This is a genomic window from Guyparkeria sp. TX1 (assembly GCF_046523965.1).
Classification (GTDB): domain Bacteria; phylum Pseudomonadota; class Gammaproteobacteria; order Halothiobacillales; family Halothiobacillaceae; genus Guyparkeria.
The window spans coordinates 305,001-328,177 of record NZ_CP144142.1; the positions used below are offsets into that span (position 1 = coordinate 305,001).

24 protein-coding genes and 1 riboswitch (1 of these 25 only partly in view) are annotated in these 23,177 nt (G+C 65.4%); of the genes, 5 read left to right on the forward strand and 19 right to left on the reverse strand.

Features of this window, described 5'->3' with window-relative positions:
• The 10 genes in view from ybgF to VWP12_RS01520 are tightly spaced (at most 28 nt apart) and all read right to left on the reverse strand, a layout consistent with a single transcriptional unit that may run on beyond the window.
• On the reverse strand, positions 1-846 hold the 5' portion of the coding sequence (gene ybgF / locus VWP12_RS01475) for a tol-pal system protein YbgF (RefSeq protein ID WP_410474295.1). 123 nt of this gene lie to the left of the window's left edge; 846 of the gene's 969 nt are visible here — the first part of the coding sequence; the start codon lies at positions 844-846; its stop codon lies off the left edge, out of view.
• 28 nt (positions 847-874) lie between these two features.
• Positions 875-2,185, reverse strand: a complete 1,311-nt coding sequence (gene tolB / locus VWP12_RS01480; RefSeq protein ID WP_410474296.1) for a Tol-Pal system beta propeller repeat protein TolB — start codon at positions 2,183-2,185, stop codon at positions 875-877.
• A 23-nt stretch (positions 2,186-2,208) separates the two neighbouring features.
• Complete coding sequence (gene tolA / locus VWP12_RS01485) at positions 2,209-3,339, reverse strand: cell envelope integrity protein TolA (protein ID WP_410474297.1); 1,131 nt, start codon at positions 3,337-3,339, stop codon at positions 2,209-2,211.
• A 3-nt stretch (positions 3,340-3,342) separates the two neighbouring features.
• The gene (tolR, locus tag VWP12_RS01490; protein WP_410474298.1) at positions 3,343-3,801 is read right to left on the reverse strand and encodes a protein TolR; all 459 of its coding nucleotides are present in this window, start codon (positions 3,799-3,801) and stop codon (positions 3,343-3,345) included.
• A 3-nt stretch (positions 3,802-3,804) separates the two neighbouring features.
• Positions 3,805-4,482 carry a protein TolQ gene (gene tolQ / locus VWP12_RS01495; protein ID WP_410474299.1) on the reverse strand — a complete coding sequence of 226 codons (678 nt, stop codon included), beginning with the start codon at positions 4,480-4,482 and terminating at the stop codon, positions 3,805-3,807.
• The gene (gene ybgC / locus VWP12_RS01500; protein ID WP_410474300.1) at positions 4,479-4,892 is read right to left on the reverse strand and encodes a tol-pal system-associated acyl-CoA thioesterase; all 414 of its coding nucleotides are present in this window, start codon (positions 4,890-4,892) and stop codon (positions 4,479-4,481) included. Before ybgC ends, tolQ begins: the two co-directional genes overlap by 4 nt.
• Complete coding sequence (gene ruvB, locus VWP12_RS01505; RefSeq protein WP_410474301.1) at positions 4,885-5,937, reverse strand: Holliday junction branch migration DNA helicase RuvB; 1,053 nt, start codon at positions 5,935-5,937, stop codon at positions 4,885-4,887. Before ruvB ends, ybgC begins: the two co-directional genes overlap by 8 nt.
• An 8-nt stretch (positions 5,938-5,945) precedes the next feature.
• Complete coding sequence (gene ruvA / locus VWP12_RS01510) at positions 5,946-6,551, reverse strand: Holliday junction branch migration protein RuvA (protein ID WP_410474302.1); 606 nt, start codon at positions 6,549-6,551, stop codon at positions 5,946-5,948.
• Positions 6,548-7,213 carry a crossover junction endodeoxyribonuclease RuvC gene (gene ruvC / locus VWP12_RS01515; protein WP_410474303.1) on the reverse strand — a complete coding sequence of 222 codons (666 nt, stop codon included), beginning with the start codon at positions 7,211-7,213 and terminating at the stop codon, positions 6,548-6,550. The genes ruvA and ruvC overlap by 4 nt, the downstream gene beginning before the upstream one ends.
• A complete protein-coding gene (locus VWP12_RS01520) occupies positions 7,206-7,946 on the reverse strand; it encodes a YebC/PmpR family DNA-binding transcriptional regulator (protein WP_410474304.1) in 741 nt (246 codons plus the stop codon). Before VWP12_RS01520 ends, ruvC begins: the two co-directional genes overlap by 8 nt.
• A 446-nt stretch (positions 7,947-8,392) precedes the next feature.
• Between VWP12_RS01520 and VWP12_RS01525 the strand changes: the two genes are divergently transcribed.
• Entirely contained in the window at positions 8,393-8,716 is a 324-nt protein-coding gene (locus VWP12_RS01525) for a hypothetical protein (protein WP_410474305.1), read from the forward strand.
• 81 nt (positions 8,717-8,797) lie between these two features.
• Here the strand turns inward: VWP12_RS01525 and VWP12_RS01530 are convergent, their stop codons facing one another.
• The 4 genes from VWP12_RS01530 to VWP12_RS01545 form a co-directional block, all read right to left on the reverse strand.
• Positions 8,798-10,048, reverse strand: a complete 1,251-nt coding sequence (locus VWP12_RS01530; RefSeq protein WP_410474306.1) for a multidrug effflux MFS transporter — start codon at positions 10,046-10,048, stop codon at positions 8,798-8,800.
• A complete protein-coding gene (locus VWP12_RS01535) occupies positions 10,045-10,653 on the reverse strand; it encodes an anthranilate synthase component II (RefSeq protein ID WP_410474926.1) in 609 nt (202 codons plus the stop codon). The genes VWP12_RS01530 and VWP12_RS01535 overlap by 4 nt, the downstream gene beginning before the upstream one ends.
• A gap of 135 nt (positions 10,654-10,788) precedes the next feature.
• On the reverse strand, positions 10,789-11,532 hold the full coding sequence (locus VWP12_RS01540; protein ID WP_410474307.1) for a ferredoxin--NADP reductase: 744 nt from the start codon (positions 11,530-11,532) through the stop codon (positions 10,789-10,791).
• A gap of 110 nt (positions 11,533-11,642) precedes the next feature.
• Positions 11,643-12,596: a DMT family transporter gene (locus VWP12_RS01545; protein ID WP_410474308.1), complete on the reverse strand. Its 954-nt coding sequence runs from the start codon at positions 12,594-12,596 to the stop codon at positions 11,643-11,645.
• 248 nt (positions 12,597-12,844) lie between these two features.
• On the opposite strand from VWP12_RS01545, the gene VWP12_RS01550 reads away from it, so the two are divergent.
• Complete coding sequence (locus VWP12_RS01550; RefSeq protein WP_082663799.1) at positions 12,845-13,009, forward strand: DUF1328 domain-containing protein; 165 nt, start codon at positions 12,845-12,847, stop codon at positions 13,007-13,009.
• Between the two features lie 75 nt (positions 13,010-13,084).
• Here the strand turns inward: VWP12_RS01550 and thiC are convergent, their stop codons facing one another.
• Positions 13,085-14,974 carry a phosphomethylpyrimidine synthase ThiC gene (gene thiC / locus VWP12_RS01555; RefSeq protein ID WP_410474309.1) on the reverse strand — a complete coding sequence of 630 codons (1,890 nt, stop codon included), beginning with the start codon at positions 14,972-14,974 and terminating at the stop codon, positions 13,085-13,087.
• Positions 14,975-15,043: 69 nt separating this feature from the next.
• Positions 15,044-15,155, reverse strand: a riboswitch (TPP riboswitch).
• A 205-nt stretch (positions 15,156-15,360) separates the two neighbouring features.
• On the opposite strand from thiC, the gene VWP12_RS01560 reads away from it, so the two are divergent.
• Complete coding sequence (locus VWP12_RS01560) at positions 15,361-16,020, forward strand: protein-L-isoaspartate O-methyltransferase family protein (protein ID WP_410474310.1); 660 nt, start codon at positions 15,361-15,363, stop codon at positions 16,018-16,020.
• Positions 16,021-16,308: 288 nt separating this feature from the next.
• Positions 16,309-17,829 carry a TolC family outer membrane protein gene (locus VWP12_RS01565; RefSeq protein ID WP_410474311.1) on the forward strand — a complete coding sequence of 507 codons (1,521 nt, stop codon included), beginning with the start codon at positions 16,309-16,311 and terminating at the stop codon, positions 17,827-17,829.
• A 46-nt stretch (positions 17,830-17,875) separates the two neighbouring features.
• Here the strand turns inward: VWP12_RS01565 and VWP12_RS01570 are convergent, their stop codons facing one another.
• Positions 17,876-19,120, reverse strand: coding sequence for a 3-deoxy-D-manno-octulosonic acid transferase (locus tag VWP12_RS01570; RefSeq protein ID WP_410474312.1), 1,245 nt, complete (start codon positions 19,118-19,120; stop codon positions 17,876-17,878).
• 103 nt (positions 19,121-19,223) lie between these two features.
• Here VWP12_RS01570 and VWP12_RS01575 point away from each other — a divergent pair, with 103 nt between their 5' ends.
• Positions 19,224-20,114 (forward strand): lysophospholipid acyltransferase family protein, encoded by an 891-nt coding sequence (locus tag VWP12_RS01575; protein ID WP_410474313.1) that lies wholly within the window; start codon positions 19,224-19,226, stop codon positions 20,112-20,114.
• 77 nt (positions 20,115-20,191) lie between these two features.
• Here VWP12_RS01575 and VWP12_RS01580 read toward each other — a convergent pair whose 3' ends face one another.
• From VWP12_RS01580 to VWP12_RS01590, 3 genes are all read right to left on the reverse strand, one after another.
• Positions 20,192-21,052: a glycosyltransferase family 2 protein gene (locus tag VWP12_RS01580; protein WP_410474314.1), complete on the reverse strand. Its 861-nt coding sequence runs from the start codon at positions 21,050-21,052 to the stop codon at positions 20,192-20,194.
• Positions 21,045-21,800, reverse strand: coding sequence for a polysaccharide deacetylase family protein (locus VWP12_RS01585; RefSeq protein WP_410474315.1), 756 nt, complete (start codon positions 21,798-21,800; stop codon positions 21,045-21,047). The genes VWP12_RS01580 and VWP12_RS01585 overlap by 8 nt, the downstream gene beginning before the upstream one ends.
• 263 nt (positions 21,801-22,063) lie before the next feature.
• The gene (locus VWP12_RS01590) at positions 22,064-23,101 is read right to left on the reverse strand and encodes a mitochondrial fission ELM1 family protein (RefSeq protein WP_410474316.1); all 1,038 of its coding nucleotides are present in this window, start codon (positions 23,099-23,101) and stop codon (positions 22,064-22,066) included.
• Positions 23,102-23,177 lie beyond the last annotated feature (76 nt).

Consider the following 23,177-nt stretch of genomic DNA (forward strand, 5'->3'; position numbering starts at 1 on the left):
ATAACCCAGCTTGAGCTTGGCATCCGGCACACGGTTGCTGTCGGGGAATCGCTCGACCACCTCGCCGTAGGCCTTGGCGGCCGCGGCGTAGTCCTGCTGGACGTAGTAGGTTTCGCCCTGCCAGAACAGCGCACTCGCCGCCCAGGTGCCTTTCGGGTTGGCGTCGATCACCTTCTGGAACGCATCGACAGCCTGCTCGTAATTGCCACTCTTGAGGACGTCGAAGGCCTCGTTGTAGAGGGCCTGCTGCTCGTCCTCGCTGGCCATGCCGCCCTGGTCACCGCCACTCGAATCGCCCCGATCGGAGGACGCATTCTCGGCGTTATCACCAGTCTCGGTGTCCACCGCGGCAACCGCCTCTTCAGGCACGTCCCGAGCGACCGGGTCCTCGGCACCCACGCCCGACGATGCGCCGGCCGAACCGGAGGCGCGTTGCGGCGACTGACGTGACTGGGCCACCTCGTCGAGGCGACGCTGCTGACGCTCCAGGGCGCGCTCCTGTTCCGAGAGCTGACCATTCATGCTCTGCACTTGACGCTCAAGGTCATGGACCCGCTGCAACAAGCGCTGGAGCAGGATGGCCTGCCCCGACTGGTTGCTCGGCTCCGCCCCCGAGTCCGCGACGGTGACATTGTTTGCCGGCATCGGCCTCGTGCGCGCGGTCGGGGCGCTGGGCGCGGCCTCGTTTTCCGTCTCGGCCGGTGGCTGCTCGTTAGAGTCGCCACCCCAATTCAGCCATCCCGGCGCCTGCTGCGCGGCCGCCGGCAGGGTGGTGCCGCCCAGCAGCAGGGCGGCCGCGAGAGAGCCCGCCAGCCGCGAGCGTCGATTCGAAGGCATTTCGTGCATGGTATTCGGCAATTTTCTGGTCATTTTCCTAGTCATTGAACGGCCCCCAGACCGGATCGCGCACCTTGCCCTGATCGTAACTCAGGGTTTGCGGCTCGCCACCAATGGCCGGTGAAATCTTGAGCACCGAGCCGCCGCCGGATTGCGCGGCATACACCACCATGGCCCCGTTGGGCGCATAACTGGGGCGCTCCTCGCCACCACCGCGGCTGAGCAGCTGCCGCTCACCGTCATCCAGCGATTGCTCGGCGACGTAGAAGCCCCCACCGTCACGCACCACCAGCGCCAGGCTTTCCCCATCCGGCGAGATGCGCGGTCCGGCGGCATAGGGGACATCGAAGGTCAGGCGGCGGGCCCGGTCGTCCGGACCGGACTTGCGGAACACCTGCGGCTGGCCGAACCGGTCCGAGGTGAACGCGAGGCTGCGGTTGTCCGGGAACCAGGTCGGCTCGGTCTCGATCGCCCCGGCGCGGGTCCACTGCGTGGTACGGCGGCTATCCACCTCGATGACGTAGATATCCGGGTTGCCGCCCTTGGAGAGGGTCACGGCGATCTTGTCACCGCGCGGCGACCAGGCGGGTGCCCCGTTGATGCCGCTGTAGTCGGTGAGCTGATAACGCTCGCCGGTGGACAGGTTCTGCACCCAGATGGCCGAGCGATTGCCCTCGAAGGAGACGTAGGCCAGCTTGCTGCCGTCCGGTGACCAGCTCGGCGACATGAGCGGGTACGGGGAATCAAGCACGGTGCGCGGGTTGGCACCATCGGAATCGGCGATCTGCAGGGTATAGGTGCGATTGTCGACCGAGCCGCGCTCGGTGACATAGGCAATCCGGGTAGAGAAGGCACCGCGGTCGCCGGTCAATTCCTCGTAGACGATGTCGCTGATGCGATGCGCCACCGACCGGTCCTCCGAGGCGCCGGCCGAGATCTGGCTGCCGGCAATCCGCTGGCCGGAGCTGACATCAATCAGGTAGAAACGGGTGCGCAGTCGGTCACCGTCGGTCTCGACCTGCCCCATAACGAGATAGCGCGCCTTGCCCGCACGCCAGTCACCGATACGCAACTGGTCCGGCGAGGCGGGGCGACCGGGCATGGCGTCCCGCGCGACGGGCGCAAACAGACCGGAGCGAGCGAGATCGTCACCGATGATGCGCGCGAGATCGTCTACGCCACCCGGCTGATCGAACGGCACCACCGCGATCGGCACACCACTCTCGGTGCCGCCGCTGATATCGATTTCCAACGCGGCCTGCGCCGGCATGACGAACGCGAGCATCCCGGCGAGGAATGTGGTCGCGAACCAACGATGCGAACGATGCAAAAGGGCCAGTACTGTCATGTGGGTCACCCCGGGTTGGCCGGTCATTCCGGCTTGAAGTTGAAACGGAGTTCTTCCTGGAAGATCGATTCGATTTCCGGCTTGGGCAAGGGCGAGGCGGCTTCGATGGCCTGCACCACGGAGCGTTCGAACAGGCGGTCCCCGTCGCAACGCTCGACGCTCACATTGCGCACGCGCCCGTCGGGATCCTGCTGGACGGTTACGGTGCAGGTCCAGCCGGGGCGAGCCCCGCGCGGGCGCTGCCAGTTGGCCCGCACCTTGGACTGGATGGCGGCCGCCCACCTGCTCAGGGCATCGCTCTCGGCGCGCGCCTGCTGCTCGGCGGCCAGTTGGTCGCGCAGGGCCTGTTCACGCGCCTCGCGTTCGGCCTGCTCGCGGGCGGCCTTTTCCGCCGCCTCCTGGCGAGCTTTTTCTTCAGCCTCGCGTCGCGCCTTTTCCTCGGCTTCCTGACGGGCCTTTTCCTCGGCCTCTCGACGCGCCTTTTCTTCGGCTTCCTGGCGGGCCTTCTCCTCGGCTTCACGACGCGCCTTTTCTTCCGCTTCCTTGCGGGCTTGCTCCTCTGCCTCCTGGCGCGCCTTTTCCTCCGCCTCGCGCCGGGCCTTTTCTTCGGCTTCCTTACGCGCCTGCTCCTCAGCCTCCTGGCGGGCCTTTTCGGCTGCCTCCTGACGTGCTTTCTCTTCGGCCTCGCGCTGCTTGGCCGCCTCCGCGGCCTCCTTGCGAGCCTCCTCGGCTTCCTTGCGCGCCTTCTCGCGCTCGGCCTCGACTTCCTGTTGCTCCTTTCGCAGCTCCTCGAGCCTCTCGGCCTCCTGGGCCGCCTCGCGCTCACGCGCTTCACGCAGCTCGGCAAGCTGCTGGGTGCGGGCCTCCTCGGCACGACGTGCGGCAGCCGCCTCTTCCGTAGCTCGTTCGGCCTCGGTCCGTTCACGTTCGCGGTTCTCGCGCTGCTCGCGCATACGTTCGGCCTGGCTTTCGATCGCCTCGGAGGAGACCGATTCGGCCTGGATATTCGGCATCGAGGGTTGCGCCGCCTCGCCGCTGGGCTTGATTGTTTCCGGCTGCCACAACTCGGAGAACACGATCGCCAGCAACAGCACCAGGTGCAGCAAGATGGCCAAGGTCACCGCAATCGGCATGCGCGCAAGCATCCGCCACATCGCTTACTGCTCCCCTTCGTTGCCGGCCCCGGCGTCAGACGGGGCGGAATCGGTCACCAGCCCCACCTTCGGCGCCCCGCCTTGCTGCGCGGCCACCATGGCGCGCATGACGTTCTCGTAGTTCGAGGCACGATCGCCTTTTACCAGGATAGGTGTTTCGGGATCGACCTGACGCGCGGCCGCCACCAGCTCGGTGACCGTTTCCAGACCAACCGGGGCGTCCGGGTTGTCGGCCTGGTTGACGAAATACTCGCCATCACGATTGACACTGATCACCAGCGGCGGCTCGTCGGTGTCCTCCAACGGACTGGCCGAGGCCTGCGGCGGCTCGATCTCGACGCCCTGTTGCAGCATCGGGGCGGTGACCATGAAGATCACCAGCAGCACCAGCATCACGTCGATGTAGGGGACGACGTTGATCTCGGCAACCATCCGCCGCGCCCGTCGCGTGCGACGCGCCATGGCTTACTTGCCCCCCAGCTGGCGCTGCAGCAACCCCAGGAATTCGTCGACAAAGTTCTCGTAGCGCCCGGCGAGCCAGTCGATTCGCTGGGTATAGCGGTTGTAGGCGATGACCGCCGGGATAGCGGCGAACAGGCCCATCGCGGTGGCGATCAGCGCCTCGGCGATCGGCGGGGCCACGGCCGCCAGCGTGGCGCTCTGCATGGTGCCGAGGTTCATGAAGGCGCTCATGATGCCCCAAACGGTGCCGAACAGACCGACGTACGGGCTGACCGACCCGACCGTAGCGAGAAACGGCACGCCCTCCTCGAGCTGGTCGATCTGACGGTTCTCGGCGACTCGCATGGCGCGCTCGACACCATCGATGATCTGCGTGTGCCCCCGGTCCTCGGCCTGCCGCAGGCGCTGGAACTCGCGGAATCCCGCCTCGAAGATCGCCTCATGACCCTCGCGCGGACGGGCCTCGCGGGAGATGCGGTCGTAGAACTCGTTGAGACTGCCGCCGGCCCAGAAGCTGCTTTCGAATGAACGCACGCCGCTGACCGCGCGCTTGTAGGCCCGCGCCTTGTGAAAGATCAAAGCCCAGGAGCCAACCGAGGCCAGCGCCAGGATGATCAGGACCAGTAGCACGGGCAGGCTCGCCCCGGTAATCAGCTCGACGACAGACGGATCGGCATTCACGCGAAAGACTCCAGGATCGACTCGGGTATGGGTTTGGGACGAAAGGTCCGCGCATCCACGCAGACAACGCGCACGGATACCCCACACAGGACCGTGGAATCGGCGGAATGTTCCACGCGCTGGGTGAAGTCAATGGCCGCCGCGCGCAGGCGCGCCACCTCACAGGTGACGTTCAGCGAGTCATTAAATCGCGCCGGTCGGCGATATTCAAGCGAGGCCCGGGCCACCACGAACACCACCTGGTGCTCATCACGCAGCTCGTCCTGCTCCCAGCCGCGCGAGCGCAACCACTCGGTGCGGGCGCGCTCGCAAAAGTTGAGATAACGGGCGTGGTAGACCACCCCACCGGCATCCGTGTCTTCGTAGTAGACGCGCACCGGCCAACGAAAAATATCGCGCGGCTTATCCATCGGAAGAGGCTCCCGCCAGCGGGTCGATCGACTCGTCCTGCCAGCGCTCGGGCGGACGGTAGCCGAAGTGCGCCCAGGTCTGCCGGGTGGCCATGCGCCCGCGCGGCGTGCGGATCAGGAACCCCTGCTGGATCAGGTAGGGCTCGAGCACGTCCTCGATGGTGTCACGCGACTCGCCGATCGCCGCAGCGAGGTTGTCTAGCCCGACCGGGCCGCCGTCGAATTTTTCGAGCAGGGTCTCGAGCAGACGGCGGTCCTGGTGATCGAAGCCGCGCTTGTCGACCTTGAGCATGTCGAGTGCCGCATTGGCAATGCCACGGTCGACCCGGCCACCGCCCTTGATGTCGGCGTAGTCGCGCACACGGCGCAGCAGGCGGTTGGCGATCCGCGGCGTGCCCCGCGAGCGGGCGGCGATCTCCCGCGCGCCCTCGCCATCCATCTCCAACTGGGTCAACCGCGCCGAGCGCTCGACGATGTGGACCAGGTGATCGACCTCGTAGAACTCCAGGCGCTGGATGATGCCGAAGCGGTCACGCAGCGGGTTGGTCAGCATGCCGGCCCGAGTGGTCGCCCCCACCAGGGTGAACGGCGGCAGGTCGAGCTTGATCGAGCGCGCCGCGGGCCCCTCGCCGATCATGATGTCGATCTGGTAGTCCTCCATCGCCGGGTAGAGGATCTCCTCGACCACCGAGGACAGGCGATGAATCTCGTCGATGAACAGCACGTCGCCCGGCTCGAGGTTGGTCAGCAGCGCGGCGAGATCACCCGGGCGTTCGAGCACCGGGCCGGAGGTCTGCTTGAGGCTCACGCCCATCTCGTTGGCGATGATGTGCGCGAGCGTGGTCTTGCCCAGCCCCGGCGGACCGAAGATCAGCACATGGTCGAGCGGCTCGCCGCGATTGCGCGCGGCGGGGACGAAGATCTCCATTTGCTCGACCACCGCCGGCTGACCGATGTAGTCGGCGAGCCGACGCGGGCGCAGCGCCCGCTCGAGGGCCTCCTCGTCGGGGCGGTGTTCGGAACTGACAAAGCGGGCGTCTTCCATGGGGGCACTCACGAGGCGGGCTTGACCGTCTGCCGCAGCGCCAGGCGGATCAGGGCTTCGGCGTTATCCGCGCCCTCCTTCTCGGCCCGGGCGATCATGCGGCCGGCCTCGGCCGGCTTGTAGCCGAGCGCCTCGAGCGCACTCAAGGCCTCGTCGCGCGGCGTGTCGACTGCCGGCTCGCCGCCGGCAACCGCCGGCGCCCCGCCACCCGGTTGCTTGTCGAGCCGGTCGCGCATCTCGATGATCAGTCGCTCGGCGGTCTTCTTGCCGATGCCCGGCACCTTGGTCAGCGCGGTGACGTCGTCGTTGAGCACGCAATCGCGGAACTGCGCCTCGGACATGCCCGAGAGCACCGCAACGGCCATGCGTGGGCCGATACCGGATACCTTGATCAGGGCGCGAAACAGGTCGCGCTCACGGATGGTGGCAAAGCCGTACAGCAGTTGCGCGTCCTCGCGCACCACCAGGTGGGTGTGCAGGATGACGTCGTCCTGCCCCTGGGTGGCAAAGAAGGTCGACATCGGTGCCTCGACCTCGTAGCCGATTCCCTGCACGTCCACCAGCAAAAACGGCGGCTTGCGGCTCAATACCCGCCCAGCAAGTCGTCCAATCATTTCTTTCCTCCGGCCTTGCCCGCCGTGCGGGCCATCAGGGTGGCGGCATCCATGTCGCGCCAGCCGCGTGAGTCGCTGCGGCGGCGATAGCGTCGTTGGGATGCCTCGCGCAGGATCTCGCGCGCCTCGCTGTTCGGTCCACTGCTGCCGACCGCCCCGAAGGCATTGCTGCGATAACAGTGGCACAACGCCACCGCCGCGGCGTCCGCGCCGTCGGTCGACGGCAATTCGGCCAACCCGACCAGCCGCTGGACCATGTGGGCCACCTGCTCTTTGTCCGCCTTGCCGCTGCCGACCACCGCCTGCTTGACGGTCGCCGGCATGTATTCCTCGACCGGCAGGCCATGACGCACCACGGCAGCCAGCGCCGCGCCGCGCGCCTGGGCGAGCTTGAGCGAGGAGGCATTGCCGCGATACATGAAGATCTGCTCGATGGCGCATTCGCTCGGCTGGTGGGTCTCGATCCATTCGGAGACCACATCGAAAACGCCGCCCATGCGGGCGGCAAAGTCACCGTGAGACTGCAGGGAATGGCTCGACAGCTCGAGGCAACGAGCTCGTCCGCCGGCGAACTCGATCACCGCCAGCCCGAGCACGCGCGAGCCGGGGTCGATGCCGAGCACCCGCCGCGTGGGGCGATTCCCTGCCGGCGACTCAGGCATAGGCCGCTTCCGGGATCTCACCGTTGTGATAGACCTCCTGCACGTCGTCGAGGTCTTCGAGCATGTCGATCAGCTTGACCACCTTCTCCGCGTTCTCGCCGTCGACCGGCGCGCTGGTCGAGGCCCGCATGGTGACCTCGCTCTCCTCCGGCGGCAGGCCGGCATCGATCATGGCCTGCTTGACGTCGCTGTAGGTCTCCGGCGTGGTGGTGACCTCGATCGACTTGTCGTCGAACACCTCGATGTCCTCGGCACCGGCCTCCATCGCGGCCTCCATGACCGGGTCCTCGTCGCTGCCCGGCGGGTAGTAGAGCACGCCGAGACGGGAGAACAGGAACGCGACCGAGCCGTCGGTGCCGAGATTGCCGCCGTTCTTGGAGAAGGCGTGACGCACGTCGGCCACCGTGCGGGTGTTGTTGTCCGTCATGCCCGTGACATACACCGCCACGCCACCCGGGCCGTAGCCCTCGAAGGTGACCTCGACGAAATCCTGCCCCTCGAGATCACCCGCGCCGCGCTTGGCGGCCCGCTCGATGGTGTCCTTGGGCATGTTCGCGCCCAGCGCCTTGTCCCAGGCCAGGCGCAAGCGCGGATTGGCCGCCGGGTCGGCATTGCCGCCGGCACGTGCGGCCACCGTGATCTCGCGGATGATCTTGGTCCAGAGCTTGCCGCGCTTCTTGTCCTGCGCGGCCTTGCGATGCTTGATGTTCGCCCACTTGCTGTGACCGGCCATTGCTCACCTTTTCGTTGCTCGCGCGCGACGCGCGCGATTGACTAAACCTAGCGAATCTCTCAATACACCGATAACGGTGGAAACGAGCCCAGAAACCAGCGGATGAACGAAACACTGACCCTGCTGGGCGCCGCAGACACCAGCACCCGACATCAGATCTCTGCCGGGCCTGCGCTGCCGCCTCACGCCACGCTTCCGCTATTCACTGTGTTCCGCTGGCATTGCTCGGCATGCACTGAGATTCCGCACCCTGTGGGTGACGTCGTAGCGGGAATTCTACCACCGCCAACAGTGATACCGGAGCCTCCACCCTACTCAGAGGAAACCGCGAGAATCGGAATCGTTTGGAACTCTCGCCACACCTAATGGCCACACTATGGACGGGCGCAACAATCACCCGTAAATCGGCAAAAATTCGGCCACTCTCCAATGATTAAAGGTGTCTTATGAAATTCGAAATGAAAACCATTGCGACACTCCTGAGCAGCACAGCGTTGGCGATGACAGTCGGCATGGGCTCGGTCCACGCCGAAGACACAAATCCAAAACATGGAGAACCGGGGGACGGCGCGACCGCGCCGGAACATCCGCAAGGTGAGGGGGTTGCCCCAAACACCGGCATGGGCGGGGCCCTTCGGGACGAGGAAGTGCAAGGTCACGACACGTCAGAGCCTGCCGGGGTTGGCGAACAACAATCTGATCAGCCTAAGGCCGGGGGCGGTGATGGCATGGACCATGATGGTGAGGACAAGGACGCCGGGGGCATGTGACCCCTCGCCGAGCTGAGTCAGACCGAGTGGTCTGACAGTCGCTCGAGAAAGCCCGGCCTCGTCGCCGGGCATTTTTTTGCATCACGCCTCGGCATCTGCTGATCGCCACCAGAACAACCACAACCCCAACGCCGCGACATACAAGAACGCCATCCCTGCTGCCAAGGCAACCAGCGAATCCGCCAGCCACGCCACCATCACCCCCGACACCAACCCGGCGAAGGCCATCTGCGTCGCCCCCTGCAGCGCCGAGGCCAGCCCACGCTGGGCCGGCCAGTAGTCGAGCGCGGTGATGTTGAGCGCCGGCATGGTGGTCGCCATGCCCATGACATAAAGCGTGATCGGCGTGACGGTCAGCCACACCCCGTGCGTGACGTCCGGCGGCTGCACCCAGGCCTGAATCAGGTTGTAGATCACCGCCAGCCCAGTCAGAAACAAGCCCAGCGCCATGGTGCCGGTCATGCTCAATCGCCCGGCGAGCCAGTTGGTCAGGCGACTGCCGAGGATCAGCCCGGCCACCAACGGCACGAAGAATTTCCAGAAATCAGTTTCATCCTGGCCGAGATGATCGATGAGGATCGCCGGCGCGGCGGCAACGTAGAGGAACATGCCGCCGAACAGCAGCGCGAACACCACGACCAGCTGCATGTAGCGCGGGTGGGAAAGCGCCCGCGCATAGCTCTTGAAGACGAACCGTGGGGCGAACGATTGACGGTCACGCTGCGCTACGGTCTCCGGCAACAACCACCAGATCGCGATCACCAGCAGCAGGGAGAAACTCAGCAGGAACCAGAACACCGAGCGCCAGCCGAACCATTCGTGCAGCCAGCCGCCGATGATCGGGGCTGCTGCCGGCGCCGCGGCAAATATCAGCATCACGTTCGCCATTACCCGCTGGGCATCGGCGCCGGCGAACAGGTCGCGCACCAGCGCCCGGCCGATCACCACGCCGGCACCGGCGGCCAGTCCCTGCCCCACCCGCGCTGCGATCAGCTGGCCGATACTCTGCGAGAGCGCGGCAAAGACGGTCATCAAGGCATAGGCCAGCAGGGCCAGCAGGATCACGCGCTTGCGGCCGAAGCTGTCGGAAGCCGGCCCGTAGAACAGCATCATCGAGCCAAAGGCGAGCAGGTACAGGGAAAGGGTCTGCTGGATCGCCGCCTGCCCCACACCGAACTCGTCGGCCATGGCGTGAAACGACGGCAGGTAGGCATCAACGGTGAATGGCGCGAGCATCAGCAGCCCGGCGATCACCAACACCAGGACGGCGGCGCGACGCCCCCGCGGGGAGTCATCCGCCTGGGCCGAGGTCTCGTCGGCCGGCGCGTTCACGCCGGTACGGGGTCGCGCACGCCGGAACGGTAGCGCAGGAAGCTCTTGAGTTGCTGGTGGCCGTGCTGGGTGAGGATCGACTCGGGGTGGAACTGGACGCCCTCGATGGCGTACTCGCGATGGCGGAACCCCATGACCTCGTCGACCGAACCGTCCTCGTGCTGCGTCCAGGCGGTGACCTCGAGCACCTCGGGGATGCTGTCGCGGGCGACCACCAGCGAGTGGTAGCGCGTCGCCTCGAAGGGGTTGGGCAGGCCGTCGAAGACGCCCTCGCCCGTGTGGTAGACCGGCGAGACCTTGCCGTGCATCACCTCGCGGGCCCGCACCACCTTACCGCCGAAGACCTGGCCGATCGCCTGGTGTCCCAGACAGACGCCCAGAATGGGCAGCTTGCCGGCGAAATGCCGAATCACCTCCAGCGAAATACCCGCCTGGTCCGGGTCACAGGGCCCCGGGGACACCACGATGTGGGTCGGCGCCCGGGCCTCGATCTCCTCGATGGTGACCTGGTCGTTGCGCGCCACCCAGACCTCTTCACCCAACTCGCCCAGGTACTGGACGAGGTTGTAGGTAAACGAGTCGTAGTTGTCGAGCATCAGCACCATTACGGTTGCCACTCCATAAATCCAAGAGGTCTGGCCACCCGGGATCGGTCACACCGGTGGGCGTTGAATGATCAGTATAGCCGACGCGAGGCCGGCATCGACGGGGCAACGCGCCCGCCAGTCGATCCCCTCACGTCAGTGATATTTCTCGACGGTGATGTGCCCCGGTTCCCGGCGGCGGTGACGACGCAGGCCGCGCGATTCGAGCACCTGCTGGACCGCTTCGATCATGTCCGAGTTGCCGCACAGCATGACGTGGGCATCCTCGGCGCGCAGATCCAGTCCGACATGGCGCTCGAGCGTGCCTGCGGCCAGCGCCGCGGGAATCCGTTCGCGCAGGGCGCCCGGTTGCACCTCGCGTGTGACCACCGGCACGAAGTCGAATTGATCGCCGTGACGCTCCTGTAGCCGGCGAATTGTCTCGCCGTAGGCCAGGTCCGTCGCGTGGCGCACCGAGTGGCACAGCACCACCCGCTCGGCACGTTCCCACGGGGTGTCGGTCTTGAGGATCGACAGGAAGGGGCCCAGCGCGGTGCCGGTAGCGAACAGCCACAGGTGGCGATGCGCAGGCGTGCGCTCCATGGTCATCGTGCCGGTGACCATGGAGCGCACGAACAGGGTGTCGCCGGCTTCCAACCGGGCCAGGCGCGGGGAAAGCGGCCCGTCGGGCACCACATTGAAATAGATCTCGTGCGGCGTCTCGCCCGGCGCGTTGACCAATGAGTAGGGTCGCGCGATACGCTCGCCGTCAATATCGAGCCCGACCCGGACGAACTGCCCCGCCTTGAACGCCGGCAGTGGCGCCTGGAAACGCAGGGAATACAGCCCGTCGTTCCAGCGGATTTTCTCCGCCACCGTCACCTGGATCCATTCGCCCATCGATTACCTCATCTCGATTCGTGCAGCGCTCCCATGCAATGGCGCCGCTGACTTCCTCAGCATGACACGATTGACAACCGCTTGGGGCAAACCCGCGCCGGGTCGAGCGATCAACCCGCCGCTCGCCGACGGGCATTGCGCCGCTGTCGGCGTTGGTAGAGCGTGATGATCAGCAGCGACGACAGGATCAGGCCGATACCGAGCTGCTTGACCGGCCCCGGCGTCTCGCCCAGCACCAGCCAGGCACTCAGCACACCGATGCCGGGCACCAGCAGCGCGCCGAAACCGGCGATCCAGGTCGGCAGATGGTGCAGGGAGTACACCCAGAGCAGCCAGCCGATCGCGCCCGCCAGCACCACGTTATAGAACAGGGCCCAGAGGAAATTCGGCGTCGGGTCGACGGCGAAGGGCTCGGCCCAGAGCGCGATCGCGAGCAGCAACAGCCCGCCGTAGAGCATCTGCCAGGCCGTCAGGCTGAGCAGGTCGGACTGGTAGCGGTGGTAGTAGCGCTTTTGCCAGATCGCGCCCAGCGCCCAGCCGAAGCCAGAGGCGAAGGCCAGCAGCACCGCGGCCAGCATCAGGCCCTCCTCCCATGGCGAGATCAGCAGCACCAGTCCCGGCAGGGCCAGACCGATGGCCAGCAACTGCACCCGCGTGATCCGTTCGTTGAGGGCGAAGTGCGCCATCAGGGTCAGCCACAGCGGCATCATGAAGACGATCACCGCGGTCTCGCCCGCACCACCACCGGACTGGAGCGCCCACATCATGAAACCCACAAAGCCGGCGGTCTGGAACAGGCCGATCGGCAGCGCGTAGAACAGGGGTGGCGGACGCAAGCGCTTGCCGGCGAGCGGCAGGATCGCGATCAGCAGCAGGGCCGGCAGCACGGTGCGCAGCGCGGCGAACCACGCCGCCGATACGTCCACCAGCACGGCCTTCATCACCACCCAGTTGTATCCCCAGAAAAAGCCCAGCAGGAGCAGGGCAAGCAGCGGCAGCAGCGCGATCGGCGCGTACTGGGGAATATCGCGGTCCTCGACGGGACCCGGGGTCGGCTCGGTCATGCACTCACCGGCGATTGCTCAAGGGGCGGCGATAGTAGCAGCCCCTCTCAGATGATGACCGATCCCGGCTCCCCGCATGCCTTCGAAGCATGATGGAACCCGAGCGCCTTGACTGCATCTCAACTAAGGTCGGGTTGGCCGTGCGAGGTTCATGGCCAACCGGCATTACCCGTCGGCTCCATGCCGACAACCGGCCGCAACGCTTGACGTGCCGTCTTGCCAGGCCGCGCAACCAAGGAGGTCGCATTATGTTGTCTTGGGCACTCGTTTTCCTCATCGTGGGCATCATCGCAGGTGTATTGGGCTTAAGCGGCATCGCGGGCGCCGCGACGCAGATTGCCTGGATCCTGTTCGTGGTTGGCCTGATCCTGGCCATCGTGTTCTTCCTGATGGGCCGGCGACCGCCCGTCTGACGCCCGGGTCGATGCACCACGAAAAAACCCCGGCCAAGCCGGGGTTTCGTTTATCCAGTCGCAAGGCAACCGCCGTCAGATCCGCCCGTAGACCTCGCCGCCCTTCTGGACGAACTCGATCGACTTCTCCTTCATGCCCTGCTTGAGGGCCTCCTCCTCATCGACTCCCAGCTGGTCGGCGTACTCGCGGACCTCCTGGGTGATCTTCATCGAGCAGAAGTGCGGGCCGCACATGGAGCAGAAGTGCGCCACCTGGTGCGCATCGGCCGGCAGGGTCGCGTCGTGGTACTCACGCGCCCGCTCCGGGTCGAGCGACAGGTGGTACTGGTCGAGCCAGCGGAACTCGAAGCGCGCCTTCGACAGCGCATTATCGCGAACCTGCGTGCCCGGGAAACCCTTGGCCAGATCCGAGGCATGGGCGGCGATCTTGTAGGTGATCACCCCTTCGCGCACGTCGTCCTTGTCCGGCAGGCCGAGGTGTTCCTTGGGCGTGACGTAGCAGAGCATCGCGGTGCCGTACCAGCCGATGTTGGCCGCACCGATGCCGCTGGTGATGTGGTCGTAGGCCGGGGCGATGTCGGTGACCAGCGGCCCGAGGGTGTAGAACGGAGCCTCGAAGCAGTCCTCGAGTTCCTTGTCCATGTTCTCCTTGACCATGTGCAGCGGCACGTGGCCCGGCCCCTCGATCATCACCTGCACGTCGTGCTTCCAGGCGATCTGGGTCAGCTCGCCCAGGGTCTTCAATTCGGCGAACTGCGCCTCGTCGTTGGCATCTGCCAGGCAACCCGGGCGCAGGCCGTCGCCCAGCGAGAAGGAGACGTCGTAGGCCTTCATGATCTCGCAGATCTCGTTGAAGTGCGTGTAGAGGAACGACTCCTCGTGGTGCGCCAGGCACCACTTGGCCATGATCGAGCCGCCGCGCGAGACGATGCCCGTGACGCGCTCGGCGGTCATCGGCACGTAGGCCAGGCGCACGCCGGCGTGGATGGTGAAGTAGTCGACGCCCTGCTCGGCCTGCTCGATCAGCGTGTCGCGGTAGATCTCCCAGGTCAGGTCCTCGGCCTTGCCGTCGACCTTCTCCAGCGCCTGGTAGAGCGGCACGGTGCCGATCGGCACCGGCGAGTTCCTGAGGATCCACTCGCGGGTCTCGTGGATGTGCTTGCCGGTCGACAGGTCCATGATGGTGTCGCCGCCCCAGCGGATGCCCCAGACCATCTTCTCGACCTCCTCGGCGATGCCGGAGGTGACCGCCGAGTTGCCGAGGTTGCCGTTGATCTTGGTGCGGAAATTCCGGCCGATGATCATCGGCTCGATTTCCGGATGGTTGATGTTCGCCGGGATGATGGCGCGACCGCGGGCGATCTCGTCGCGGACGAACTCGGGCGTGACCTCATCCGGGATCGACGCGCCGAAAGACTCGCCCTTGTGCTGGCGCAGCAGCGCCTTGTAGCGCGGATCGGCTCGCATCTCCTGGAGACGGTTGTTCTCGCGGATCGCGACGTATTCCATCTCCGGGGTGATGATGCCCTGACGGGCGTAGTGCATCTGGCTGACGTTGGCGCCGGCCTTGGCGCGGCGCGGCGGGCGGATGTGCGAGAAGCGCAGATTCTCGGTCTTCTCGTCGGTCAGGCGCTCCTGGCCGAAACGCGAGGTCGGGCCGTCGAGCTGCTCGGTGTCGCCGCGCTCCTCGATCCACTGCTGGCGCAGCGGCGCCAGGCCCTTGAGCAGATCGATCTCGACGTCCGGATCGGTGTACGGACCGGAGGTGTCGTAGACCGGGATCGGCGGGTTGGAGACGATACCGGAATCGTTCTGGGTCGCCGTCTGGCTGACCTCGCGGTATGGCACGCGGATATCGGGGCGCGAGCCGACCGAGTAGCGCTTATGACTGGCCGGGAACGGGGCGATGACCGTCTCGGAGAGTTTCGCCGTTTTCTGCAGGAAATCGCTGGGGATTGCGCTCATGGGTTGCCACCTGTGCATCGGTTGGGGCATGCACGACGAGCGCCGACTGGACACGAGGAGGGAATCTCGGTTGTGCCAGACAGACTTCCCTACGCCGATGCAAGCCGGATCAGGTTCCAAGGGTGTTTCTCAGCCGCCTGACCGACCATTCACGGCCGGGGCGGCACCCCTAGTCTGCGGATGGGTGGCCACCGAACATCGTCCGGGCAGCCACCGTTATGGTCGGGACGCTACCCCAGCGGCCAGCAAATAACAAGTTCCCGGCCGGCTTTCAGTGACTTAGCAGAACGGCTCGACAGCCCCATCAATCGCGGGAAGTTGCCGGGGCAGTGGAAAACCCGTAAATTACCGCGCACTCAATTTTCCCGAAAACCAGAGCCGAATTCATGCCCACCGACATCGAACTGGCCCGCTTCAACATGGTCGAGCAACAGATCCGCCCCTGGGACGTGCTCGACAAGCGCGTTCTGGAGGTGTTCTTCAACGTCCCGCGCGAGCGTTTCGTCCCGGATGCCGAGCGGGTTCACGCCTTTGCCGACGTGGCCGTGCCGATCGGCCACGGGCAGACCATGCTGGCGCCGGTGGTCGAGGGCCGGATCCTGCAGTACCTGCAGGTCCAGCCCGGTGAGCGCGTGCTCGAGATCGGCACCGGCACTGGCTTCTTCACGGCGTGCCTAGCCTCGCTGGGCAACAGCGTGCGCTCGGTGGACATCTTCCCGGACTTCACCGAGCGCGCCGGTGGCCTGCTCTCGGAGCTGGGTTTCGAGCGGGTCGTGCTCGAAACCGGCGATGCCCACGACGGTTGGGCCAACGATGAACGCTTCGACGTGATCGTCTTCACCGGCGCCCGCACCGAGATGCCGGAGGCGAGCCTGCGCCAGCTGAATATCGGCGGCCGGCTGCTCGCCATCACCGGCACGGGGCCGATCCAGACCGTCTCGATGGTGACCCGCGAATCCGAGACCCACTTCCGCACCGATTCCCTGTTCGAGACCCGCACGGGCTACCTGATCGGCGCCGAACCAAAACCGTCGTTCTCGCTTTAATTACCGACCGCAAGAGGCAAACGAGTGCTCTTGCCCAGCGCTTGATGCCCTCGACACGATTCGTGGTGAGCCCTGCGCTCACCCGCCACGACTCCGCCAGCCCCTGTGCCCGCTAGGGGGCTCCAACCGGGCCCTTTCTGCGCTAAGCTCTTCTCTTTGAACACGCACCCGTTGAAACCCAGCGGGCGGCGCGGCTACCGCTTGCCGGTGAAGTAACGGCTGGGGTATCGTGCGATTCCATTAGCAACCTAATCAATTCCCGACCAACCTTTCCGAGGTGTCCCGACCATGCCTGTCAGTCGCAACGCATTCACTCGCGGCGGGCACATCGCCCCGAACCGGCCGCTGCGCCGCGCCGTCCTGTCGGTCGCCATCGGCATGGGCCTGGCAGTCGGCAGCACCCCCGCGTGGTCGGCCGATCTGCTCGACATCTACTCGTTGGCCGAACAGAACGATCAGCAGCTGCGCGCCGCCGAACAGCAACGTCTTTCCGTCGAGCAAAACATCCCGATCGAACGGGCCGACCTGCTGCCGCAGATCGGTGCAGGAGCAGGGGTTCGGTTTGAGCGCACCGACACCACCATTGGCGAAATCCCCGGCGCGGACAGCAACGATGGCTTTGGTGGCAATCTCGGCCTGACGCTCCAGCAAACCATCTTCAACCGGACCGACCAACTCGAGGTTGGTCGCGCGGAGCTGGAGGTGAACCAGGCCGCGATCGACTATGAGCAAGCCCGTCAGGATCTGATCCTGCGCACCGGCCAGGCCTACTTCCGCGTCCTGAACGCTGATGCCCAGCTGCAATTGGCCCAGGCCAACCGCACGGCTCTCACGCGCCAACTCGAGCGTGCCCAGCGTCAATACGAGGTGGGCCTGGTGGCGGTGACCGATGTGGCGGACGCCCAGTCGGAATACGATCAGGCCAACGCGCAGATCATCGCCGCGCGTAACGAGCTCAACAATGCCGAAGCGGCCTTGGCCACCATCATCGGGCAGATGATCACCGATCTCGACGACATCCGAACCAATCTCGACGTGGCCGCGCCTCAACCGGCCGACCCCGAGCAGTGGATCGAGCTGGCCCTGGCGCAAAATCTCGAGCTACAGAGCGCGACCATCGGTACGCAAATCGCCCAACAGGCTGTCGACATCAACCGATCCGCCCGTGCCCCGACCGTTGGGCTTGAGGCGCAGTACGGTTACGACAACACCTACACCGGGGGTGGACTGACTCGGCAGGACCGGCGCGGGGGGCTCAACGGCAGTGTCGGCGTACAGGTCGAGCTGCCCATCTACACCGGCGGGCGCATCAATTCGCGCTCACGCAAGGCGGCATTCGACTACCAACGCAGCCAGTTCGACCTGGACGGCCAACGCCGCCAGGTCCGCCAGCAGACGTCCGACAGCTACCGCGGGGTGCAGACCTCGATCAGCGAGATCACCGCCTTCCGCCAGGCAGTCGAATCCGCACGGACCAGCCTGGTCGCCACCGAAGCGGGCTACGGCGTGGGCACGCGCACCATCGTCGATGTCCTCAATGCCGAGCTGCGCGTGTTCCAGGCCATGGCAGACTACCTCGACGCCCGCTACAACTATCTCACCAACATGCTGCAGCTAAAGGCCGACACTGGCCAGCTGACCGTCGCCGACCTGGAGGCCATCAATCGTCAGCTCACGGATCAGGAAACCAACGCCCTGATCGCCCCGCTGATGGGCCGGAGCGATGACGATGGCGCGAGCACGGCAGACACCGAAATGATGCAACGCGTGCTCGAGCGCGCCCGCCAAACGGTCGACGGCGAGGACTGATCCTCGTCTCGCCTGAGGTCGGGCGATCGACGTCAGCTTTTAGCGCTTAGTCCAACCACGAAGCGAGCCGCTCGACCAGCCGCTCGACCAGCCGCTCGGCCGCCCCGCGGTGTTCAGCGATCACGGCACGCGCCCGTGCCCCGGTCGCCGCCCAGCGCTCGGGCCGAGCGAAGCACTCGATCACCGCCGTCGCCAGCGCCTCGCTGTCGGCCACCTCGCAACAGGCATCTCGCTCACCGAGCACCGCAAAGACCTGGCGAAAATTCTGCACCGCCGTCCCATGCAACACCGCGCGACCCACGGCGGCCGGCTCGATCGGATTGTGCCCACCGACAGGCACCAGCGACCCGCCCATGAAGACGACCGGCACCTCGGGGAACAGTCCCGCGAGCAGTCCCGCCCGGTCAACGACCTCCACCGCCGGCCGGTCGCCCGGCGGCTGATCGGGCGCCCACGTTCCCACCGACAGGCCGGAGCGATCGACCAGTCGCGACACCTCGCCCGCCCGCTCGGGGTGGCGTGGCACCAGGATCAAGCGGGCCTCGGGGTAATGCGCGCGTACACGCTCGTGCGCGGCAAGCACCTGGGCTTCTTCGCCCGGGTGAGTGCTCGCCGCCAGCCAGGTCAGGTGATGCTCAGCCGGCACCGGCACGGCCTCTTCGCTCACCGGCAGGTCGAATTTGAGGTTGCCGCAATCCTCGGCATGCGGCGCGCCCAGCTTGAGAAAACGATCCCGGTCGGCTGCGGACTGAGCGCAGATCAGCTCGACCCCGCTCAGCACCTCACGGAGCAAACCACCACCCCAGCGGGCGTATCGGTCGTAGGACCGGTCGGACAGGCGGGCATTGGCGATGACCAGCGGCACGCCGGCACGCCCCGCCTCGCGCACCAGGTTCGGCCAAAGCTCCGTCTCCATCACCACCATCAGCCGCGGGCGCAAGTGCGCCAGCACGCGACGTTGCGCGAAGGCCAGATCGAAGGGGGCATAGAAATGCGGCAGGCCGAGTGCGCGTGCCGCCTCGGCGCCGGTCTCGGTGGTGGTGCTGATCACGATCGGAAGATTGGGCCAGCGTGCCTGCAGCGCGCTAACCAGCATGGCCGCAGCCCGTACCTCGCCCAGGGAAACCGCATGCAACCACAAGCCGCCCCGGGGCAACCCATCCCGCAGACGCCCGAACTGTTCCAGCAAGCGTCGCTGCCCGGGCGGGGCATGGCGATAACGTCGCCACGCGTCCCACAAAAGCCACGGGGCGATGAGGCCCAATGCGACCTGGTATTGCCAGCGCGTCACGCCACACTCCCCTGCCAAGGGGACAGATCACTAAAGGGGCTTACGAACGGGCAGACAACTCGCTTCAAGTGCATGGGCCCATTATCGCTTAGAATGCCGCTCCATGAGTGAACCACTCCCACCTCGCATTCGCGCGACGCGCTTGCTGCTGTCGCTGATTCCGCGGCTGATCGCCGCCTTGCCGCAGCGTGCCCGACTTGCCTTCGGCCGTGGGCTTGGCTGGTTGATGGCGCGTGTGCTCAAGAAACGACGGCACGTCATGCGGGCAAACCTGTCCGTGGCCTTCCCCGAATGGACCGCCGCGGCGCGGGAGCACACCATCGATGAACACTTCGCCCGACTCGGGGCCGGCATCTGCGAGGGATTCTGGGGCTGGTTTGGCAACCTCGACCGCGTGCCCGAGTACCGCATTATCGGCCTGGAACACCTCGAGGCCGCCCGGGCGGCCGGGCAGGGGGTGATTCTCAACGCCGCGCACGTGACCGACATGGAACTGGGCGTGTACTTCGTCTCCCGTCATGCACCGGTGCATGCCGTCTATCGCCCCAACAACAACCCGGCGATCGACGCGCTGATCGACCAGGGGCGCGAGAAGCACCTGGCCAGCCTGATCCACCGCGAGGACACCCGCGCCATGGTCCGCGCCCTGCGCGCCGGTGACGTACTCTGGACCGCGCCGGACCAGAACTACCACGGCAAGACCAGCGCCTTCATTCCTTTCTTCGGCCTGCCGGCGGCCACCAACACCGCCATGCCGATACTCGCCCGCATGGGCCGAGCCGTGATCCTGCCCTACCACGTCCGCCGCTTCGGCAACCGCTACGAGCTCGAGATCGAACCGCCGATCGAAGGCATCCCCAGCGGCGACGAAGTGGCCGACACTCAGCTACTCGTCGAACGACTGGAGGCCGAAATCCGCCGCCACCCGGCGATGTACCTCTGGGGGCATCGGCGGTTCAAGACCCTGCCCGAGGGCTACACCTCACCCTACTAGTGCACACCGACGGCTTGACGGTTTGAATGAGCAAATCAGCCTCACACCTTAGCCAAGTGGAGCTGGAACGGCTTTCATTAGCGCCGCTCGCCTTGGGTGCCCTCCGGCTCGTCCTGTCGGATGCGGGGGGACACGTCGTCGCTTCGGGCTCCGCCGGAGCGCTCTAACTCCCGCGTTTCGAATTTCTTTGCCTCGATCAGCAGGGCATAGTAGGCGCTCCCCACGGACTGGATCAGACCGCGACGCCCCGACAAAAAGCCCCGTCGAAGCACGTAACTTTTCAAAAAGCGCAGGGGGAAAATGGTGAACAACTTGAGTGGCGATGGCTCCTTCCCGCGCGCAAGATCCTGATCGGCACGATAGGTGGAGTACCGGTTGATCTTTTCGACACGTAACGCGACCGATTCAACACCGTAGTGCTCAATCCAGCCCGACAGGTCGACCACCCGGTCGCCTGCCATATCAAGCTGCACCGACTCATGCACACGATCGCGCGCGAGAAAGCGCCCTCTTTCGCGACGAAACAATCGCACGCGTCGAATCGGACGCGTCGCCTTGGAAGCGAGTTTTCCGATGAACCAGTCGCGAATCCGCACCCGCCCGCCAACAACCGACGGATCGTCCAGTCGCACCAGTCGGGCAATGGCGTCGCGCAAGACGTCGTCAATCACCTCATCGCCATCAAGATTGAGCACCCATGGCTGGGTGCACAGCTCTAGGGCTGCCTGCTTCTGCTCACCAAAGCCCCGAAAGTCGCGATGATAGATGCGGGCACCATGTCGTTCCGCGATCTCCAAGGTGTCGTCACGGGAGCCAGAATCGAGCACGACGATCTCGGCGAAGCCCGCGAGCGGTTGGAGTACCCGCTCAAACCAGCGGCCGCAGTCCTTGGTGATGAAGAAAACGCTGACCGGCAGCTTGCCTTCAGTCTCAGACACGAAATCGTCCCCGCGAGTAGGTAAGCCAAAATTCGAAACGGTTCATCTGCCCCACCATCGACAGCCGCGGCAACTCAAGGCGGCCGACGCGATTACGTGGCGCAATCGCCTTGCGCGTTGTCACTGCCGATTGGAACCCGGCCTCGCGGACCATGTCGACGTGCTCCTGCTGGTACTTGCCGAACGGGTAAGCAAAGCTCTTGCACGACCGGCCAGTCACTGCCTCCACGGCCTTACGCGACCCGGCAATCTCCTCTCGGGCCGTCTCTGATTCGGTCGATGGCAGGTGGCAGTGGTGCACCGTGTGTGCACCGAACTCCCAACCGTCCGCCTGCAACTCATGGATCATCGCCGGGGTCAGTCGCTCGACACCCTCGATTTCAGGGGCAATGTAGACCGTTGCTGGCGCACCATGCCGACGCAGAACGGGCCAGGCGTAGTGATAATTGTCTGCGTAGCCATCGTCGAACGTGATCGCCACCATCCCACGCGGGTCCTCCGCGGACAGCAATTGCGAGACGGTCACGAACCGCGCGCCGTGGCGCGCCATCCAGTCCACTTGCCAGGCAAAACGGTCCACGTCCATCACGATTCCCGCTGACGCGGCGGTCGGCCGAATGCTGTGATACATCAGGAGACGTGGCCAGGCTTTCGGCCGGGGCGGCCGCCACAAGTTGTAGCGCGCCAACAGTCCGAGGATCGCCACCGCAACGAGGAACACAGCCAACCAGCGCAGGGGTTCGGACACGGCAACTCCAGATCTAGGTTCGGGCGGCCCCACAGGCCGAACGGAGGAAAGCCAATGATACCTAAGACCCGGCAGCCGAAAGAATGGCGGCTCTACCGGCGTGGCTACATCAAAGCCGTATGGCTTCGGCGCAAATGGCGGGACCACTCAATCACTTGATTGAGTGGCTAGGTGAGGATCAAATGCGATCGCTCTCGGACGGGACGGTCGCTTGAGCTACGACATGCCCCGAAATCTGATGGCGGGATTCCGCACGGCCAGGTTTACCGGGGCTCGTCCAAGAGGTCCCGGACGTACCCCTCGTAGATCTGCTTTTTGATCGATTCAGACAGAGGCAGGAAGCCCCGTAGCGATGTTGGGTTTATCTGGCTCAAATCGGTAATCGGCATACGGCGCATTCGACCCGCGGCCTGATGGCGATCGAGGTATTTCGCCACCATGTCTCCGCCGGCATCGAACGCCACTCCTTTGGGGCTCAACGCAAACACGGGCTTCGAGGCGGCCATAGCATCCGTCAACATGCTCAAACTGTCTTCGGTGCAGAAGACAACATCGCTCGCCCCCAAGTAAGCAGGAATGACAGGCCGAGGGCGACTCTGCCACCACGTGGCCTCTGCCACGCACTCCGAGCCCAACATCTCGCGGAGCAGCGCCTCGGCCGGCTGTCCGGTACGGCGCGAACTCGTGATAAGCCAACGTCCACCGTGTTGTCTGGACAACCGGCTCATCCCTTCAGCCAGCGCCTGCCAATCGCCCGTCTCAAAGCGGTGGTTGCGGCTGCATCCACCGATGAGCATGGCCCAAAGCGGTCGATCCGTTACGGCAAGATCCTGGCTCAAAACCTTTCCGGCCTCCTGAGCCACCTGCGGCGTGACTGGGGTGGGAAGATACGGGAGCTCGAACACATTAGCTCCCACCGCCTCCTCTTCAGACAGAAGGACACGGCTGAAATGATCGGAGCGCAACGGTGGAGGGCCAAGAAACAGGTTCGGACAACCGAACTCGGCCGCAACCAGGGCGTTGAACACAGCGGTCGTGCCACCACTAGAAATGACGAGCGACGGAGGCGACTCTGGCAATCTGTCGCATCGAAATAGTCGGAGTGCCGCCGAGAGCCCCAGGCGACCGGGGAACCAATCCATCATGCGATAGACGAGCGGGCGAAACGACCCGCGATATCGAGGGCGGACAGTCACCCACTCCACATCCCAACCGCGAGCCTCTTGCACGGCCTCAGCGACGGCTCGAGACTGGTTGTAGTGCCCTGGACTTCCGTCGCTGACGATCCAGACCGCATTCATCGCGAGTCACCCTCCGAACCACTGCAAAACCGGTAATAGGCCGAATCGACCAGCCGCCAATTCTACCGACCTGATC

Coding starts and splice junctions, on each gene's coding strand:
- tolB (WP_410474296.1), bottom strand. CDS start 2,185: ATGACAGTACTGGCCCTTTTGCATCGTTCGCATCGTTGGTTCGCGACC.
- tolA (WP_410474297.1), bottom strand. CDS start 3,339: ATGTGGCGGATGCTTGCGCGCATGCCGATTGCGGTGACCTTGGCCATC.
- tolR (WP_410474298.1), bottom strand. CDS start 3,801: ATGGCGCGTCGCACGCGACGGGCGCGGCGGATGGTTGCCGAGATCAAC.
- ybgC (WP_410474300.1), bottom strand. CDS start 4,892: ATGGATAAGCCGCGCGATATTTTTCGTTGGCCGGTGCGCGTCTACTAC.
- ruvB (WP_410474301.1), bottom strand. CDS start 5,937: ATGGAAGACGCCCGCTTTGTCAGTTCCGAACACCGCCCCGACGAGGAG.
- ruvA (WP_410474302.1), bottom strand. CDS start 6,551: ATGATTGGACGACTTGCTGGGCGGGTATTGAGCCGCAAGCCGCCGTTT.
- ruvC (WP_410474303.1), bottom strand. CDS start 7,213: ATGCCTGAGTCGCCGGCAGGGAATCGCCCCACGCGGCGGGTGCTCGGC.
- VWP12_RS01520 (WP_410474304.1), bottom strand. CDS start 7,946: ATGGCCGGTCACAGCAAGTGGGCGAACATCAAGCATCGCAAGGCCGCG.
- VWP12_RS01525 (WP_410474305.1), top strand. CDS start 8,393: ATGAAATTCGAAATGAAAACCATTGCGACACTCCTGAGCAGCACAGCG.
- VWP12_RS01535 (WP_410474926.1), bottom strand. CDS start 10,653: ATGGTGCTGATGCTCGACAACTACGACTCGTTTACCTACAACCTCGTC.
- VWP12_RS01540 (WP_410474307.1), bottom strand. CDS start 11,532: ATGGGCGAATGGATCCAGGTGACGGTGGCGGAGAAAATCCGCTGGAAC.
- VWP12_RS01545 (WP_410474308.1), bottom strand. CDS start 12,596: ATGACCGAGCCGACCCCGGGTCCCGTCGAGGACCGCGATATTCCCCAG.
- VWP12_RS01550 (WP_082663799.1), top strand. CDS start 12,845: ATGTTGTCTTGGGCACTCGTTTTCCTCATCGTGGGCATCATCGCAGGT.
- thiC (WP_410474309.1), bottom strand. CDS start 14,974: ATGAGCGCAATCCCCAGCGATTTCCTGCAGAAAACGGCGAAACTCTCC.
- VWP12_RS01560 (WP_410474310.1), top strand. CDS start 15,361: ATGCCCACCGACATCGAACTGGCCCGCTTCAACATGGTCGAGCAACAG.
- VWP12_RS01565 (WP_410474311.1), top strand. CDS start 16,309: ATGCCTGTCAGTCGCAACGCATTCACTCGCGGCGGGCACATCGCCCCG.
- VWP12_RS01575 (WP_410474313.1), top strand. CDS start 19,224: ATGAGTGAACCACTCCCACCTCGCATTCGCGCGACGCGCTTGCTGCTG.
- VWP12_RS01590 (WP_410474316.1), bottom strand. CDS start 23,101: ATGAATGCGGTCTGGATCGTCAGCGACGGAAGTCCAGGGCACTACAAC.